At 46.1% G+C, this 18,036-nt stretch carries 17 protein-coding genes; all 17 read left to right on the top strand.

The annotated features are described in order from the left end of the window. Positions 1–4: 4 nt before the first annotated feature. The 17 genes from MHH79_RS19550 (at position 5) to bacB (ending at position 18,036) form a co-directional block, all read left to right on the top strand. The gene (locus tag MHH79_RS19550; RefSeq protein WP_047183370.1) at positions 5–1,174 is read left to right on the top strand and encodes a DegT/DnrJ/EryC1/StrS family aminotransferase; all 1,170 of its coding nucleotides are present in this window, start codon (positions 5–7) and stop codon (positions 1,172–1,174) included. Then, a complete protein-coding gene (locus tag MHH79_RS19545; RefSeq protein WP_047183369.1) occupies positions 1,175–2,044 on the top strand; it encodes a GNAT family N-acetyltransferase in 870 nt (289 codons plus the stop codon). Continuing rightward, complete coding sequence (locus MHH79_RS19540) at positions 2,044–3,165, top strand: N-acetylneuraminate synthase family protein (RefSeq protein WP_100505947.1); 1,122 nt, start codon at positions 2,044–2,046, stop codon at positions 3,163–3,165. The genes MHH79_RS19545 and MHH79_RS19540 overlap by 1 nt, the downstream gene beginning before the upstream one ends. Continuing rightward, the gene (locus MHH79_RS19535) at positions 3,158–3,880 is read left to right on the top strand and encodes a spore coat protein (protein WP_047183367.1); all 723 of its coding nucleotides are present in this window, start codon (positions 3,158–3,160) and stop codon (positions 3,878–3,880) included. The genes MHH79_RS19540 and MHH79_RS19535 overlap by 8 nt, the downstream gene beginning before the upstream one ends. A 2-nt stretch (positions 3,881–3,882) precedes the next feature. Next, on the top strand, positions 3,883–4,902 hold the full coding sequence (locus MHH79_RS19530) for a PseG/SpsG family protein (RefSeq protein WP_340034833.1): 1,020 nt from the start codon (positions 3,883–3,885) through the stop codon (positions 4,900–4,902). Positions 4,903–4,926: 24 nt separating this feature from the next. Then, positions 4,927–5,667 carry a sugar phosphate nucleotidyltransferase gene (locus tag MHH79_RS19525; RefSeq protein WP_014478328.1) on the top strand — a complete coding sequence of 247 codons (741 nt, stop codon included), beginning with the start codon at positions 4,927–4,929 and terminating at the stop codon, positions 5,665–5,667. Next, positions 5,667–6,614, top strand: coding sequence for a dTDP-glucose 4,6-dehydratase (gene rfbB / locus MHH79_RS19520; protein WP_063334841.1), 948 nt, complete (start codon positions 5,667–5,669; stop codon positions 6,612–6,614). The genes MHH79_RS19525 and rfbB overlap by 1 nt, the downstream gene beginning before the upstream one ends. A 13-nt stretch (positions 6,615–6,627) precedes the next feature. Next, entirely contained in the window at positions 6,628–7,479 is an 852-nt protein-coding gene (gene rfbD / locus MHH79_RS19515; protein WP_063334840.1) for a dTDP-4-dehydrorhamnose reductase, read from the top strand. Then, complete coding sequence (locus MHH79_RS19510) at positions 7,472–7,927, top strand: dTDP-4-dehydrorhamnose 3,5-epimerase family protein (RefSeq protein WP_003222100.1); 456 nt, start codon at positions 7,472–7,474, stop codon at positions 7,925–7,927. The genes rfbD and MHH79_RS19510 overlap by 8 nt, the downstream gene beginning before the upstream one ends. A gap of 323 nt (positions 7,928–8,250) precedes the next feature. Next, on the top strand, positions 8,251–8,715 hold the full coding sequence (gene bslB, locus MHH79_RS19505) for a biofilm surface layer hydrophobin BslB (RefSeq protein WP_003227472.1): 465 nt from the start codon (positions 8,251–8,253) through the stop codon (positions 8,713–8,715). Between the two features lie 176 nt (positions 8,716–8,891). After that, a complete protein-coding gene (gene rocG / locus MHH79_RS19500; protein WP_063334924.1) occupies positions 8,892–10,166 on the top strand; it encodes a glutamate dehydrogenase in 1,275 nt (424 codons plus the stop codon). Positions 10,167–10,391: 225 nt separating this feature from the next. Then, complete coding sequence (gene pruA / locus MHH79_RS19495; protein ID WP_063334839.1) at positions 10,392–11,939, top strand: L-glutamate gamma-semialdehyde dehydrogenase; 1,548 nt, start codon at positions 10,392–10,394, stop codon at positions 11,937–11,939. A 73-nt stretch (positions 11,940–12,012) separates the two neighbouring features. Continuing rightward, complete coding sequence (locus MHH79_RS19490) at positions 12,013–13,713, top strand: M20/M25/M40 family metallo-hydrolase (protein ID WP_063334838.1); 1,701 nt, start codon at positions 12,013–12,015, stop codon at positions 13,711–13,713. Next, a complete protein-coding gene (locus MHH79_RS19485; protein WP_015250969.1) occupies positions 13,713–15,125 on the top strand; it encodes an amino acid permease in 1,413 nt (470 codons plus the stop codon). The genes MHH79_RS19490 and MHH79_RS19485 overlap by 1 nt, the downstream gene beginning before the upstream one ends. Before the next feature lie 209 nt (positions 15,126–15,334). Next, positions 15,335–16,573, top strand: a complete 1,239-nt coding sequence (locus tag MHH79_RS19480; RefSeq protein ID WP_340034832.1) for an MFS transporter — start codon at positions 15,335–15,337, stop codon at positions 16,571–16,573. 151 nt (positions 16,574–16,724) lie between these two features. Continuing rightward, positions 16,725–17,339 carry a prephenate decarboxylase gene (gene bacA, locus MHH79_RS19475; protein ID WP_009968341.1) on the top strand — a complete coding sequence of 205 codons (615 nt, stop codon included), beginning with the start codon at positions 16,725–16,727 and terminating at the stop codon, positions 17,337–17,339. Then, positions 17,329–18,036 carry a 3-((4R)-4-hydroxycyclohexa-1,5-dien-1-yl)-2-oxopropanoate isomerase gene (gene bacB / locus MHH79_RS19470; protein ID WP_100505945.1) on the top strand — a complete coding sequence of 236 codons (708 nt, stop codon included), beginning with the start codon at positions 17,329–17,331 and terminating at the stop codon, positions 18,034–18,036. The genes bacA and bacB overlap by 11 nt, the downstream gene beginning before the upstream one ends.

The following is an 18,036-nucleotide window of genomic DNA, read 5'->3' as shown; positions in this document are numbered from 1 at the left end:
AGAAATGGTGCAAAAGAGAAATCATTTTCTCCCTTACTCATTGCCGTTAATCGGTAAGGAAGAAATTCAGGAGGTTACAGAAACGCTTGAATCGGGATGGCTCTCTAAAGGCCCGAAGGTTCAGCAGTTTGAAAAAGAGTTTGCCGCGTTTGTCGGGGCGAAGCACGCCGTGGCGGTGAATTCATGTACCGCAGCTTTATTTTTGGCCTTGAAAGCAAAAGGGATCGGGCCCGGGGACGAGGTCATTACCTCTCCGCTTACGTTCAGCTCGACCGCCAATACGATTATTCATACGGGAGCGACGCCTGTGTTTGCGGATATTGACGAAAACACGCTCAATATTGACCCGGTAAAGCTTGAGGCGGCCGTCACACCGCGAACGAAAGCAGTTGTGCCCGTCCACTTTGGCGGGCAGTCCTGCGATATGGATGCAATATTGGCTATTGCCCAAAATCATGGTTTATTCGTGCTGGAGGATGCGGCACATGCGGTATATACGACTTATAAGCAAAGAATGATCGGTTCTATCGGGGATGCAACGGCATTCAGCTTTTACGCCACCAAAAACCTCGCGACAGGGGAAGGCGGCATGCTGACGACTGATGATGAGGAGCTTGCCGATAAGATCCGGGTGCTAAGCCTTCACGGCATGAGTAAAGCCGCATGGAACCGTTATTCTTCAAATGGCAGCTGGTACTATGAAGTCGAATCGCCCGGCTATAAGATGAATATGTTTGATTTGCAGGCGGCCCTCGGACTTCATCAGCTGAAACGGCTGGATGATATGCAGAAACGGAGAGAAAAGATTGCCAGCCGTTATCAAACCGCTTTTCAGCAGATTCCTGGGCTGATCACGCCGTTTGTCCATGATGACGGCAGGCACGCCTGGCATCTATATGTTCTGCAAGTTGATGAAAAAAAGGCCGGGGTTACGCGCAATGAAATGATTACGGCTTTAAAGGATGAGTACAATATCGGCACTAGCGTTCATTTTATTCCAGTACACATTCATCCGTATTATCAAAAGCAATTTGGATATAAGGAAGCGGACTTTCCGAATGCCATGAATTACTATAAACGAACCCTTTCTCTCCCGCTCTATCCATCAATGTCTGACGACGATGTACATGATGTCATTGAAGCTGTGCGGGATATCGTAAAAGGGGCTGATTAAGTGTATACGGTAAAAGAAAATGTCTCCAAAGAGTTGATTGAGGAATTTCTCCAAAGCAGAAAGCTTACACTGGATGTTCCGTATCAATTTTCCCTCGGCCTTTTTGAAAACAGCAGGCTCCAAGGCGTATTGCTTTACGAAGATTCTTTGTGGGAAAGTAAGGTGCTTCAGAAGAAAGTCATGAACGTCAAACTTCTGGCGGCAAATAGTACCGGGCAGCTAAAGAGGCTGTTTGAAGCTTTTTATACTGTACGCCAAATGGATGAAACGGATTTTATCTTTGTCCGTGTTCCGGCTGAAGATATCGGAGCCGCGCATGTGATACAACAGCAGCCATCCTCTTACTTTGTCGGGAGTTTGCTGAAGCTGGCGATGCCTCCGTCTTTTTATGACAAAACACCGCCATTTTTTGAACTGGGCCCGCCTGAGCCCGGAGACACAGAAGCGATATGTGAGCTGGCCCGAGACTCGTTTACAAAAAGCAGATATTTTCAGGATCCTCATCTCAGCCGCGATGCAGCAAACAAAATATTTCAGGAGTGGACACGAAACAATCTGAATGGAAGGGCGGCGGTCAATATTGTCGCTAAACACAATGGCGAGGTCATCGGCTATCTTCAGGGCTTATCAAGAGATGATGAATGCATTCTCGATTTGATGGCTGTAAAGCCGGGATTTGAAGGGAAACGTATTGCGTTTCATTTATTGGCGAATCTCATAGAACAACCGGAGACCCAGAAGCATAGAACGGTAACAGCGGGGACGCAGCTTCACAATGTAAGGGCGATCCGCCTTTATGAACGAATGGGCTTCACCGCTGAACAATCGTATTACTATTATCATATTTGGCCGGGCAAGGAGGCGAAATAATGGCAGCGTTTCAGATCGCGAATAAAACTGTAGGCAAAGACGCTCCTGTTTTTATTATTGCTGAGGCGGGGATTAATCATGACGGGAAGCTTGATCAGGCTTTTGCGCTGATTGACGCCGCGACGGAAGCGGGAGCGGATGCCGTGAAATTTCAAATGTTTCAGGCTGATAGAATGTACCAGAAAGATCCTGGTTTGTACAAGACGGCAGCGGGCAAGGACGTCTCTATTTTTTCTTTGGTTCAATCTATGGAAATGCCTGCTGAGTGGATTTTACCGCTATTGGATTACTGCCGCGAAAAGCAGGTGATCTTTTTAAGTACGGTATGTGACGAGGGGTCAGCTGATCTGCTTCAGTCTACCTCGCCGAGCGCTTTTAAAATCGCATCCTATGAAATTAACCATCTCCCGCTGCTCAAATATGTCGCCCGGCTGAACAGGCCGATGATTTTCTCGACAGCCGGAGCTGAAATCTCTGATGTTCACGAAGCTTGGCGCACCATCAGGGCAGAGGGAAACAATCAAATTGCCATAATGCATTGTGTGGCGAAATACCCAGCACCGCCGGAGTACAGCAACCTCAGCGTCATTCCGATGCTTGCCGCCGCTTTTCCTGAGGCGGTAATCGGCTTCTCCGATCATAGCGAGCATCCGACAGAAGCGCCGTGTGCCGCGGTTCGGCTCGGAGCAAAACTGATAGAAAAGCATTTTACGATCGATAAAAATCTGCCGGGTGCCGACCACTCGTTTGCATTAAATCCGGATGAATTGAAAGAAATGGTCGATGGCATCAGGAAAACGGAAGCTGAGCTGAAACAGGGGATCACAAAGCCGGTCTCTGAAAAACTGCTTGGCAGTTCATACAAAACAACAACCTCCATCGAAGGAGAAATCAGAAATTTTGCATACAGAGGCATTTTTACAACAGTTCCGATTCAAAAAGGTGAAGCCTTTAGTGAAGACAATATCGCAGTGCTTCGGCCCGGACAAAAGCCGCAGGGGCTGCACCCGAGATTTTTTGAACTGCTGACCAGCGGGGTTCGGGCTGTAAGAGACATTCCAGCCGACACAGGCATTGTCTGGGATGACATTTTAATGAAGGACAGCCCGTTTCATGAATGATATTCTCTTTATCATCCAAGCGAGAATGGGTTCAACAAGGCTTCCGGGAAAAGTGCTTCGGCCGCTCGGATCGAATCGTTTACTTGACATTCTCGTTCACCGTGTCCGGCAAAGCGCGTTTTACCAAAAGAATCGGGATAATCTTGTCATCGCCACGTCTGACAAAGAAACTGACGACATATTAGAGGCGCACTGTATCAAACAAGGCTTTCGTGTTTTCCGCGGGAGCGAAGAACGTGTCCTCGATAGGTTTGTGAAGGTCATAGAAGCTGTTAAACCGTCAGTCATCATCCGGTTAACGGGTGATAATCCGTTTGTCGATCCGGAGCTGCTCGATGTAATGATTAAGGCGCATTTTGATCAAGGATCGGATTATACGTATATCCTGAATGCGCCATTAGGGATTTGCGGCGAAGTGGTCAACGCCAACCTGTTAATTGACATCAGCCGTATTCAGGCTTTGGAGGATCAATATCAGGAGCATGTCACGTTATATATAAGGAATCATCCAGCTCTTTATCGTGTTCAGTTTTTAGAGGCGCCGGAACGATTTCGCGCCCCTCAATATCGGCTGACCATTGATACAAAGGAAGACTATGAATCGATAAAGGCCCTCTATCAAAAAGCAGGCGAGCGCCCCGATGTATCCGCCTCAGAGCTTATCACCCTTCTGAACCGGAACCCCGATGCGGCAACCGAACGAGAGGCTGACTAGCCATGCATGTTGGGATCTTCGCAGACGGCGGCTATGAAAAGGGAATGGGCCATGTTGTCCGGATGAAGAGACTTGCGGAAGAACTCAAACAGAGCTGCTTGATTACGTTTTACACGAATCAGGAGTCTGAAGCGTTTCTTCATGAAGAGCATTGGCGTGTCATCGTAAAGCCGGAGCTGCAGCAGCACGAATTTATTCTCCGGGAAATAAAAAGCAAGAAGCTTGATTTGCTTTTGTTTGATATTCTAGGCGTGCCTGCAGAGCTGTTAAAGAAAATAAAGACGGAGACAGATGCGAAAATTGTTCTTTTTGAAGAGAAAAACGGTAAATCGATTCAATATAGTGACGCAGTCATTAACGGAATTTACGGTGACATCAGAAGCAGGGTGTACGTTCAGGGAAACACACGCATCTATGAAGGCCCGGACTATCTTATTCTTCACCCCGCCTTTCAGGCCGCAAGAGAGGATTACACACTTAAGAAAGACTGCCGCAATATCCTTGTTGCATTAGGAGGAAGTGATCCGAAGCAGCTTATTTTTAAAGTGCTGGCTGCCGCTGATCAAGTCCCCGACATAAAAGACAAAAACATGATGTTTGTGATGGGGAGCGCTTCACTGCATCAAGAGGCAGTCCGAAGGCGGATCGAAAAGAAGCCGCAGTACAAGATGATCGAACAGACAAATGATATGGCAGGTTTGATGAAACAAGCGGACGCAGCCATTGTCGCCGGCGGCATCTCTCTATATGAAGCCATTTGCATCGGCGTGCCGTGCCTTGTTCTTTCTCAGGTTGAGCATCAAACGGCTACAGCCAAAACATTTGCTGACCAAGGCGCCGCTCTTGATCTTGGCTTGGGTGAGCTTGTACCGGATGAAACACTCATCTATCAGATGTCGCGCATTATGAGCAGCTATCCTCTTCGCCTTTCTTTGCACAAGGGAGGAAGGCCGCTCGTGGATGGCAAAGGCATCAAGCGGGTAACAGCTATTCTTCAAGATTTATATGAACAAGAGATATAAAAATGCATGTAAGGAAGTGTTAATGTGAAAGGTGTTATTTTAGCCGGAGGAAACGGCTCACGCCTTATGCCCTTAACGAAAGCCGTCAACAAGCATTTGCTTCCTGTAGGCCCGTATCCGATGATATACTGGTCGATTATGAAGCTGGAGGAAGCCGGAATAAAAGACATTTTACTCATCAGCCAAAAAGAGCATATGCCGCAATTTTATAAACTGCTTGGGAACGGAGAAGAGCTTGGCGTTACAATCACTTATCAAGTACAGCCTGCCGCCTCGGGCATTTCGGATGGGCTGTCTTATGCAAAGCGCTTTACGAAAAAAGAGTCTTTCATTTTATTATTAGGTGATAATATATTTGAAGATTCATTAAAGCCTTATACAGAACGCTTTGAACAGCAGGGGAAAGGAGCAAAAGTGCTTCTGAAAGAAGTTGATGACCCGGAACGCTTCGGGATTGCTGAGATTGATGAGAAAAACAAGCGGATTCGTTCCATCATCGAAAAGCCCGAACAGCCACCGACTAACCTTTGTGTTACCGGCATTTATATGTATGATGCAGAGGTGTTTTCGTATATTGAACAAATATCACCATCAAAGCGCGGCGAGCTGGAAATCACCGATGTGAATAATCTATACATCGAAAACAGCCAGCTTACGTATGATGTGTTATCAGGCTGGTGGGTAGATGCCGGAACTCACGAATCGCTTTATCTCGCTTCCCAGCTTGTACACCAGGCTTTACGGAAAGGACAGGACGAAAAGTGATGGCAAAATCATATTTAATTACAGGCGGGGCCGGCTTCATCGGGCTCACGTTTACAAAGCTCATGTTAAGGGAAACCGATGCGCGCATTACCGTTTTAGATAAACTGACGTACGCCAGCCACCCGGAGGAAATGGAAAAATTACAGCAAAACAGCCGATTTCGCTTTGTAAAAGGGGACATCAGCGTTCAGGAGGATATCGACCGGGCGTTTGACGAGACCTACGATGGCGTCATTCACTTCGCAGCAGAATCGCATGTGGACAGAAGCATTTCCCAAGCGGAGCCGTTTATCACCACAAATGTCATGGGGACATACCGATTGGCGGAAGCGGTCTTGAAAGGAAAAGCCAATAAGCTGATTCATATTTCAACAGATGAGGTATACGGGGATTTAAAAGCGGATGATCCCGCGTTTACAGAAACGACGCCGCTTTCTCCTAATAACCCATACTCAGCCAGCAAAGCAAGCTCAGATTTGCTCGTGTTGTCTTATGTGAAAACCCACAAGCTTCCGGCCATCATTACACGATGCAGCAACAATTACGGACCTTATCAGCACAGCGAAAAAATGATTCCGACGATTATCCGTCATGCGAAGCAGGGCCTGCCTGTTCCGCTGTATGGCGATGGACTCCAGATCCGAGACTGGCTGTTTGCGGAGGATCATTGCCGCGCGATCAAGCTGATTTTAGAAAAAGGGACCGACGGAGAGGTGTATAACATCGGCGGCGGAAATGAACGCACGAATAAAGAGCTGGCGAGTGCCATTTTGAAGCATCTGGGCTGTGAGGAATTGTTCGCCCACGTGGAAGACCGAAAAGGGCATGACCGGCGCTATGCGATCAATGCATCTAAGCTGAAAAATGAACTGGGCTGGCGGCAGGAAGTGACGTTTGAAGAAGGCATTGCGCGTACGATTCAGTGGTATACAGACAATGACCGATGAGAAGGTGATCTGATTGACAAAGGTATTGGTGACTGGGGCGGGAGGACAGCTTGGCTTGGAACTATGCCGCCAGCTGAAGCAAGCCGGATATGAGGTCATTGCGTTAACAAAGAAGATGATGAACATTACTGACCAGCGCTCAGTACGGCATTCGTTTGGCCATTATCAGCCGGATATCGTGGTCAATAGCGCCGCGTTTACGTCGGTTGATCAATGCGAGAAAGAGCTTGATAAAGCGTACTTGATTAACGGAATCGGCGCTTATTATACAGCGCTTGAGTCAACCCGCATCGGAGCTCAATATGTTCATATCAGCACGGACTATGTATTCAATGGGAAAGGAACCCAGCCATATAGGGAAGACGATCCCCTCGATCCGAAAACCATTTATGGCAAAAGCAAAAGGCTCGGAGAAGAACTGATACGATTAACGACAAAAGACAGCACGATCATCAGAACATCGTGGGTGTACGGACATGGCGGCAGTAATTTCGTTGAAACCATGCTTAAGCTTGCTGAAACGAAACAAGAGCTTCGGGTTGTCAGCGATCAAATTGGTTCGCCGACTTATACGAAGGATTTAGCAGAAGCGGTCATCAAGCTGTTCAGTCATCCGCCGGGCATCTATCATGTCAGCAATTCAGGCATATGCAGCTGGTATGAGTTTGCGACGGCAATTATGGAAGAAAGCGGGCTGGAAACAGCCATTTTGCCTGTAACGACAGAGGAATACGGGAACAAAACACCCCGCCCGGCATACTCTGTGCTGAGCCATCGGGCCATTGAAGAAGCCGGCATCCGCCCCCGCCACTGGCGGGAAGCGTTACGAGAGTATTTGCAGGAAAGGAGCAGTGCATGTGATTGATGGAGTCAAGGTGAAAAAATTGACGAAGCATAGCGATGACAGAGGCTTTTTTGCTGAGCTGGTCCGGGACGATGAGAATCTCCTTGAGCATTTTGGGCAGGCTTCTTGGTCGAAAAGCTATCCGGGTGTGATTAAGGCATTTCATTATCATGAGAAGCAGGATGATCTCTGGTTCTTCCCAACCGGCCACGCTCAGGTTGTCCTATACGATCTTCGAGAGGATTCAAAGACAAAAGGAGAAACGGACGTCTATTATATGGGCGAAGACAACCCGATGCTGTTATTAATCCCAAAAGGGGTGGCTCACGGATACAGAGTGCTGGGAGAGACGCCGCTGACAATTATCTATTTTACCACCATGTCGTATAACCCGGATCAGCCTGATGAAAAAAGAATTCCGTGGAATGATGAGACGATCGGTTTTAACTGGAACACTGAATTCAGATAAAAATAGGAACGTGATCAATCGAAGAGCAGAGGCATCTTCGACTTTTTTTGCCCTTTTTTAAAATAGGATAAAAGATAGAAAATGCCAGGCGGATGTTACTAGAAAAAGAGAGAGAAATCGTCCATTTGAACCTTGTATAAACAGGAAGGAATTCTCATTGAATTCCAAGTGTTAATATTCCTTAAAAAACATTTACTTCCATGGAAAATGATGATAGATTAATTTTTAAGAAAAAGAACTGGTAATTCGCGAATTATGAAAAAGCGCTTTTTCTGCAGAGGACGCTCTGGCCAAATTTCAACAATCAATTAGGGGGAAATGTCATGCTAAAAAGAACTTCATTCGTATCTTCATTATTCATCAGTTCAGCTGTTTTACTATCAATCTTACTTCCTTCGGGCCAAGCTCATGCACAGTCTGCATCAATCGAGGCAAAAACAATTAACAGCACGAAAGAGTGGACCACTTCTGATATTGAAGTGACATATAAACCAAATGCGGTGCTTTCTCTCGGAGCGGTAGAATTTCAATTTCCTGACGGGTTTCATGCTACGACAAGAGATTCAGTGAATGGAAGAACACTGAAAGAAACACAGATTTTAAACGATGGAAAAACAGTCAGACTCCCGCTTACGCTTGATTTGTTAGGCGCATCCGAATTTGACCTCGTCATGGTGCGCAAAACGCTTCCTCGCGCAGGCACTTACACGATTAAAGGCGATGTAGTAAACGGTTTGGGAATCGGCAGTTTTTATGCTGAAACGCAGCTGGTGATTGATCCCCGTTAATCGATAGATTTGTAGTCAGAGACTGAGATGTTTTCAGTCTCTTTTTTTGTGGATTCAAAAGCTGGTACGGATCTTGCATGATGATAAGGGTGAACCCAATGCAGAAAGGAATTGGCGGGCTGATTTTTAAAAGCGCTTACATTACAGCCGGTCAAAAAAACAATGAGGTGAAAAAGATGTCAGCAAAGCAAGTCTCGAAAGATGAAGAAAAAGAAGCTCTTAACTTATTTCTGTCTACCCAAACAATCATTAAGGAAGCCCTTCGGAAGCTGGGTTATCCGGGAGATATGTATGAACTCATGAAAGAGCCGCAGAGAATGCTCACTGTCCGCATTCCGGTCAAAATGGACAATGGGAGCGTCAAAGTGTTCACAGGCTACCGGTCACAGCACAATGATGCTGTCGGTCCGACAAAGGGGGGCGTTCGCTTCCATCCAGAAGTTAATGAAGAGGAAGTAAAGGCATTATCCATTTGGATGACACTCAAATGCGGGATTGCCAATCTTCCTTACGGCGGCGGGAAGGGCGGTATTATTTGTGATCCGCGGACAATGTCATTTGGAGAACTGGAAAGGCTGAGCAGGGGGTATGTCCGTGCCATCAGCCAGATCGTCGGTCCGACAAAGGATATTCCAGCTCCAGATGTATACACAAATTCGCAGATTATGGCGTGGATGATGGATGAGTACAGCCGGCTGCGGGAATTCGATTCTCCGGGCTTTATTACAGGTAAACCGCTTGTTTTGGGAGGATCGCAAGGACGGGAAACGGCGACGGCACAGGGCGTCACGATTTGTATTGAAGAGGCGGTGAAGAAAAAAGGGATTAAGCTCCAAAGCGCGCGCATCATCATACAGGGCTTTGGAAACGCGGGTAGCTTCCTGGCCAAATTCATGCACGATGCGGGAGCGAAGGTGATCGGGATTTCTGATGCCAATGGCGGGCTCTACAACCCGGACGGCCTTGATATCCCTTATTTGCTCGATAAACGGGACAGCTTCGGTATGGTCACCAATTTATTTACTGACGTCATCACAAATGAGGAGCTGCTTGAAAAGGATTGCGATATTTTAGTGCCTGCCGCGATCTCCAATCAAATCACAGCCAAAAACGCACATAACATTCAGGCGTCAATTGTCGTTGAAGCGGCGAACGGCCCGACAACCATTGATGCCACTAAGATCCTGAATGAAAGAGGCGTGCTGCTTGTGCCGGATATCCTGGCGAGTGCCGGCGGCGTCACGGTTTCTTATTTTGAATGGGTGCAAAACAACCAAGGATATTATTGGTCGGAAGAAGAGGTTGCAGAAAAATTGAGAAGCGTCATGGTCAGCTCGTTCGAAACAATTTATCAGACAGCGGCAACACATAAAGTGGATATGCGTTTGGCGGCTTACATGACGGGCATCAGAAAATCGGCAGAAGCATCGCGATTCCGCGGATGGGTCTAATTTGAGAAGCCTCCGCAAAATAATTTTGCGTTTGTTTTTTGCCTAAAGAGCAAAAATCGCAAAAAAATTTGCGTTCAAGATCGGAAAAAGAGACAGGTGATCACCTGTTAGACAAATTTCTGTTCGATTCAACAAGTTTTTTCAGTAAAAGACAAGAAAATGGCATGATTCTTGCATTTTTATTCATATGCGAAGATATATTTCATAACACGAGGGGGACTACATATGACAGTCACATACGCGCACGAACCATTTACCGATTTTACGGAAGCAAAGAATAAAACTGCATTTGGGGAGTCATTGGCCTTTGTAAACACTCAGCTCGGCAAGCATTATCCGCTGGTCATAAATGGAGAAAAAATTGAAACGGACCGCAAAATCATTTCTATTAACCCGGCAAATAAAGAAGAGATCATTGGGTACGCGTCTACAGCGGATCAAGAGCTTGCTGAAAAAGCGATGCAAGCCGCATTGCAGGCATTTGATTCCTGGAAAAAACAAAGACCGGAGCACCGCGCGAATATTCTCTTTAAGGCAGCGGCTATTTTGCGCAGAAGAAAGCATGAATTTTCAAGCTATCTTGTGAAGGAAGCGGGAAAACCGTGGAAGGAAGCAGATGCGGACACGGCTGAAGCGATAGACTTTTTAGAGTTCTATGCGCGCCAAATGTTAAAGCTCAAGGAAGGGGCTCCGGTGAAGAGCCGTGCTGGCGAGTTCAATCAATATCATTACGAAGCGCTTGGCGTCGGCATCGTCATTTCTCCATTTAACTTCCCGCTCGCGATTATGGCGGGAACAGCGGCGGTAGCGATTGTGACAGGAAATACGATTCTCTTAAAACCGGCTGACGCAGCCCCGGTAGTGGCAGCAAAATTTGTCGAGGTCATGGAGGAAGCGGGTCTGCCAAACGGCGTTCTGAATTACATTCCGGGAGATGGAGCGGAGATCGGTGATTTCTTAGTTGAGCATCCGAAAACACGGTTTGTATCATTTACAGGTTCCCGTGCAGTCGGCTGCCGGATTTATGAGCGAGCCGCCAAAGTGCAGCCGGGCCAAAAATGGCTCAAACGGGTAATTGCTGAGATGGGCGGAAAAGACACAGTGCTTGTTGACAAGGACGCTGATCTTGACCTTGCTGCATCCTCTATCGTGTACTCAGCATTTGGATATTCAGGACAGAAGTGTTCTGCGGGCTCCCGCGCGGTTATCCATCAGGATGTTTATGATGAAGTGGTGGAAAAAGCTGTGGCGCTGACCAAAACGCTGACTGTCGGCAATCCAGAAGATCCAGATACGTATATGGGTCCCGTGATTCATGAAGCATCCTACAACAAAGTGATGAAATACATTGAAATCGGCAAATCTGAAGGCAAGCTATTGGCCGGCGGAGAAGGCGATGATTCAAAAGGCTACTTTATTCAGCCGACGATCTTTGCAGATGTTGATGAAAACGCCCGCTTGATGCAGGAAGAAATTTTCGGCCCGGTTGTTGCGATTTGCAAAGGGCGTGATTTCGATCATATGCTGGAGATTGCCAATAACACGGAATACGGATTAACAGGTGCACTTCTGACGAAAAACCGGGCGCACATTGAACGGGCGCGCGAGGATTTCCATGTCGGAAACCTATATTTTAACAGAGGATGTACCGGAGCAATTGTCGGCTATCAGCCGTTCGGCGGTTTTAATATGTCAGGAACAGACTCAAAAGCAGGCGGTCCCGATTACTTAATTCTTCATATGCAAGCCAAAACAACGTCCGAAGCTTTTTGATTTGAGAGAAATAAAATCGTGCGATTCTTTAGCGGATCGCACGATTTCAACTTTTTGATCAGGAGGACAATTTATGCAGTATACAAAAATCAGTCACATGAATCCGGCTGAAAGAGTGGAGGCGCTGACAGCATCTCTGGTCAGCCTCAGCAGCGTGAACGGTACTGTTGGAGAAGGGACAAAAGCAGATTTCATCAAAGAAGTGATCACGAGCTATCCTTATTTTCAGGAAAACCCCAGTCATGTGTGGGAACAGGCCATTCCCAATGACCCATACAATCGCAAAAATATTTTTGCGTTTATTAAAGGACATGGAGAAAGCCGTAATACAGTCATTTACCATGCCCATCTGGATACAGTTGGAATTGAAGATTTCGGCCCTTTAAAGGATATCGCTTTTGATTGTGAGAAATTGGCCGAGTATTTCAGCCGCTATGAGTTCGATCAGGATGTTCAGCGGGATGCCGAATCAGGCGATTGGATGTTCGGAAGAGGATCTGTCGATATGCAAAGCGGCATCGCCGTGCATTTAGCCAATCTCCTGCATTTTTCGGAGAACCTTGAGACGTTGCCGGGAAATGTATTGTTTATGGCCAATCCCGATGAGGAGAGCCAGCATTCGGGCATTCTCGCCAGCATTTCAGAGCTGAACCGGCTAAAAAAAGAAAAACAGCTTCACTATTTGGCTGCTATTAATACGGATTTTATTACCCCGCTTTACGATGGTGATCAGACAAGATATATCTATACCGGAGCCGCGGGAAAACTGCTGCCTTGCTTTTACATTTACGGGCGTGAAGTCCATGTTGGCGATACACTGGCAGGGATTGACCCAAATTTCATTTCATCTGAAATCACAAGCCGTCTCCACAATAACATCCATCTGGCAGAAAAGGTTGAAGGGGAGTTGGTTCTGCCACCATCCTGTTTGTATCAGCGTGATAACAAGGAATCCTATAATGTGCAAACGGCTGTCAGCACCAGCTTGTATTTCAATTGTTTTATTTATGAAAGAACAGCAAAAGAAATGATGGATTTGCTTATTGCAGTCACTGAGGAAGCATGCCGAGAGACAGAACAAAAATTATCAGATTATTACGAAGAATATGTAAAAAGAGCCAACCTGCCAAAGAAACATTTATCATGGGGCATTCAAGTGTATAGCCTGGAACAATACTTAGAAAAGCTGAGAAACCGGGGGATAGATCCTGAGCAGTGTATCGAGCAGACATTCAAAGCCAACGAGCACCTTGAACTTCGCATGAGATGCTTTCAGGCAATCGAAGAGCTTCAAAAGCTTGACCCCGATCAAGGCGCAAAAGTCATTCTATTTTACGCACCTCCTTACCTGCCGCATAACTATTTGAAAGAAGATAGCGCAAGAGATCAGCTTTTGCAGCATGTGATTAAAGAAGCGGCTGACAAAACCGCTGAATCGACAGGCGAAACATTTGTCTTCAAAAAGTTTTTCCCCTACTTGGCAGACGGCAGTTTTTTATCACTGCACGAAACCGATGGCGAAATTGATTCTTTTATCAGGAACTTCCCTGGGTGGAATAGGATTGGGACCATTCCGTTCAAAGACATACGCAAGCTGAATATTCCATCCATTAATATGGGTGTGTACGGAAAAGACGGCCATAAATGGACAGAACGAGTCTATAAACCGTACACATTTCATGTGTTGCCTCTCCTCATACAGCAAACCACCGTTCACCTTTTGCAGAGCTACCGGATGACCATCACGGCAAAAGAACCAAAGGGGGAAGGATGATGCAGAATCATAAAAATGAATTGCAGCGCAGCATGAAAAGCAGGCATTTGTTTATGATTGCTTTGGGAGGGGTGATTGGCACTGGGCTGTTTCTAGGCTCTGGCTTTACCATTAGCCAGGCGGGACCGCTCGGCGCCATTGCCGCTTATATCATCGGCGGATTTTTAATGTATCTCGTCATGCTTTGTTTAGGAGAATTGGCTGTTGCCATGCCGGTGGCCGGATCGTTTCAGGCTTACGCCACTAAATTTCTGGGACCGTCGACAGGCTTTATGATTGGCTGGCTGTATTGGTTCAGCTGGGCGAATACAGTGGGATTAGAGTTGACGTCAGCAGGCATTTTGATGCAAAGGTGGCTGCCCTCCGTTCCGATCTGGATATGGTGCCTCGTGTTCGGCATCGTCATCTTTTTGATTAATGCGCTCTCTGTCAGAAGCTTTGCAGAAATGGAATTTTGGTTTTCAAGCATCAAAGTGGCGGCGATCATATTATTTATTGTGATTGGCGGAGCCGCTGTGTTTGGCTTGATTGACTTTAAAGGCGGACAGGAAACACCCTTTTTGTCTAACTTTATGACTGATAGAGGGCTTTTCCCTAATGGGGTGCTGGCCGTTATGTTTACGCTGGTTATGGTGAACTTCTCGTTCCAGGGAACGGAGCTTGTCGGCATTGCAGCAGGGGAAAGTGAAAGCCCGGAAAAAACACTGCCAAAGTCCATTCGAAATGTCATTTGGCGCACGCTGTTTTTCTTTGTGCTCGCTATGTTCGTCTTGGTTGCCATCCTTCCGTACAAAACGGCGGGGGTGATTGAAAGCCCGTTTGTGGCGGTACTCGATCAAATCGGCATCCCATTTTCGGCAGATATCATGAACTTTGTCATCTTAACGGCCATTTTATCTGTTGCTAATTCGGGATTGTATGCGGCGTCGCGCATGATGTGGTCACTTTCATCAAATCAAATGGGTCCATCCTTTCTCACCAGACTGACAAAAAAAGGCGTGCCGATGAATGCCCTGCTGATTACGCTAGGCATTTCAGGCTGTTCGCTGCTGACAAGTGTCATGGCCGCAGAAACAGTGTATTTATGGTGTATCTCAATCTCGGGCATGGTGACAGTTGTCGCGTGGATGTCCATTTGTGCGTCGCAATTTTTCTTTCGCAGACGTTTCCTTGCTGAAGGCGGAAATGTGAATGATCTGGAGTTCAGAACGCCGCTTTATCCGCTAGTCCCGATTCTCGGATTTTGTTTATATGGCTGCGTGTTGATCAGCCTTATTTTCATTCCGGATCAAAGAATCGGCTTATACTGCGGTGTGCCGATCATTATTTTCTGCTATGCATACTATCATCTAAGCATCAAAAAGCGTATAAATCATGAACCGATTGAAAAAAAGCAGACAGAGGCGCAATAGAAAAAGCTCTCCGGGAGGCCGGAGAGCTTTTTTACGCGTTACATCCTCGTGTATTTTTAGAATGAAATATAGAAATATATAATGGGATTTAAATGAAAATAATAAAACTTATAAATATTTCGTTCGAATTGTAAATAGTGAAAAAACAATGCTAAACTATAATACAACTTTTATGATAAGAAGATTATGGAAGAGGTGTTTGAGAAAGAATGAACAGCAATCAAAACAATGACATCAAAACAAAACATCATTTTCCGTTATTGTTGGCATTGGCTTTAACGATGGGGGTATTTGCAGCCGGATCTGAAGAGCTTGTGATCTCACCGCTGCTGCCGGATTTAGCAAAAGCCTTCAGCTCAGATGTCAGTGTCCTTGCATTATCTATCAGTATTTACGGCATTATGATTTTTATCGGTGCGCCGCTTTTGGTTCCATTAGGCGATAAATACTCCAGAGAACTGAGCTTATTGGCCGGGCTTATGATCTTTATCATAGGAACGGTGATATGCGCTTTGGCTCAAAATATTTTTTTCTTCTTTTTAGGCCGGGCGCTTTCGGGATTGGCTGCGGGAGCGTTTGTTCCGACCGCTTATGCAGTTGTCGGTGATCGTGTTCCTTATACATACCGGGGCAAGGTGATGGGACTGATCGTTTCAAGCTGGTCGCTGGCGCTGATTTTCGGAGTGCCGCTCGGATCATTTATCGGCGGCGTCCTGCATTGGAGGTGGACGTTTTGGATTTTCGCCTTGATGGGCGTTTTAGTTGTCCTGCTGATTCTCCTTGAAATGTGCCGCCATGCCCAACATAAAAACAGCGGCAAGGAAGAAATAGAAGAGCCGGCAGGAACATTCCGGGATGCGCTGAAAGTCCCTCGTGTACCTGTTTATATCACGATAACCTTTTGTAATATGATTGGTTTTTACGGTATGTATTCCTTTTTAGGCACCTATCTTCAGGACGTTTTTACCGGAGGAAACACGGCTGCGGGCTTATTTATCATGATTTATGGAATCGGGTTTTCCATGAGTGTGATTACAGGAAAGATAGCCGACCGCATCGGAAAAATGCGCTCCCTTTTGATTGCGCTGGGGGTCATCAGCGTTCTGCTGGCGTGTTTACCATATGCGCCGGCGTCAATGTTTCTGTTAATCGTCAGCCTATTTATTTGGGGATTAATGCAAAGTTTGACGGTGACGCTGCTCAGCACCATTTTGAGTGACTGCTCAGAGCGTCATCGCGGAAAAGTCATGGTGTTTTACAGCCTCGCCTCGAATCTGGCCGTGACATTAGGTTCTGCTTTAATGGGACCCGTCTATGTGGCATACGGCTATGCAGCTGTCGGATTGATTTGCGCAGCCATCACAGTCCTCGGATTTGTGCTCAGTATATTCGCATATAAAAAGTACGGCAAACTTGAGCAGAAGGCCGATCAGTCCTTATCTCAATAAACAAAGTTTCTAAATTCCTATAATTAAAAACCCTTTATAAAGGGTTTTTTTGTTTGTATGGGAATAATTATCAATATTTTCAAAAAACATTGACAGTTCAATTGCCGCTGGATAAAATTTACTTAAAATTTTAAAAGATTGGTTGGTGCTCATGATTATATTGGATAATAGCATTCAGACAAAAAAAAGAACTGATTCACTATCCAAACTCATTACAGTCAACACGCTCGGCCCTGAGGGGACAAGCAGTGAGTACGCAGCAAAGCATTTCATTTCCAATTTTACTCTTCTACAAGGGCTGAACAGTAAATTGTCCTTGCATGATACTTTTGAATCATGCATCGAAAGGACGCTCCAAAGCCCGCTGGAATATACCATCGTCCCACATGCTTACGATGGCATTAAGCATTTCTACATGAGGCCGGATTTGCAGCTATTGCAGATCTTCAGGTGCGATACACCGATGTACGGCCTGGCTGTTCGTCCTGATTTTGAATTCAGAGACGATATGCTTGATACATCTGTTATTGTTTCACATCCTTCACCTATTAATTTAATAAAATATTTTACCCGCAAAGATGTTCGTTTCAAACTAGTCAATTCAACCAGTCAAGCCGCAAGAAAAGTAAAAGAAGGTTTGTATGACATTGCCTTAACCAATGAGCTTGCACGGCAAAAGTACGGGCTAACCTTTGTAAAAACATTCAAAAGCATTCCAATGAGCTGGTCATTATTTGGAAAAGGAGACGTTGATGATGAAAACTAAAGAAGATATGCAGGAGCTTTATTTCCCGACACCGAAATTAATTGAATGGGAAAACGGAGTGAGGCAGTATTCAACCGTACGAGGGGATACTGAAGTATTAATGTCTTACGTCCCGCCGCATACCAATGTTGAACCCCATCAGCATAAGGAGGTCCAAATCGGCATGGTCGTTTCAGGCGAGCTGATGATGACTGTCGGAGATGTGACAAGAAAAATGACAGCCTTGGAATCTGCCTATATCGCGCCGCCGCATGTGCCTCACGGGGCAAGAAACGAAACAGATCAAGAAGTGATTGCTATTGATATCAAGCGGCTGAAAGCTGATGAAACATATACAAGTCCTGAGGACTACTTTTTGGATATTTTCAAAACAAGAGACCTGCTGCCGGGCATGGAAGTCACGTTTTTTGTTGAGGATTGGGTAGAAATTATGCTTGCCAAAATCCCTGGGAATGGCGGAGAAATGCCTTTCCATAAACATCGGAATGAACAAATCGGCATCTGCATCGGCGGCGGCTATGACATGACGGTCGAAGGCTGCACAGTCGAGATGAAATTCGGCACAGCCTATTTCTGTGAGCCTCGTGAAGATCACGGTGCCATCAACCGTTCGGAAAAAGAATCAAAATCGATTAATATCTTCTTCCCGCCGCGCTACAACAGAGCAAAAGCAAAAAAAATGAAGGCGGATGAATGA

This window comes from Bacillus sp. FSL K6-0993 (genome assembly GCF_037977205.1).
GTDB classification, from domain to species: domain Bacteria; phylum Bacillota; class Bacilli; order Bacillales; family Bacillaceae; genus Bacillus; species Bacillus subtilis.
The sequence above is the reverse complement of the archived record's forward strand: the minus strand, read 5'-3'. Positions and strand labels throughout refer to the sequence as shown.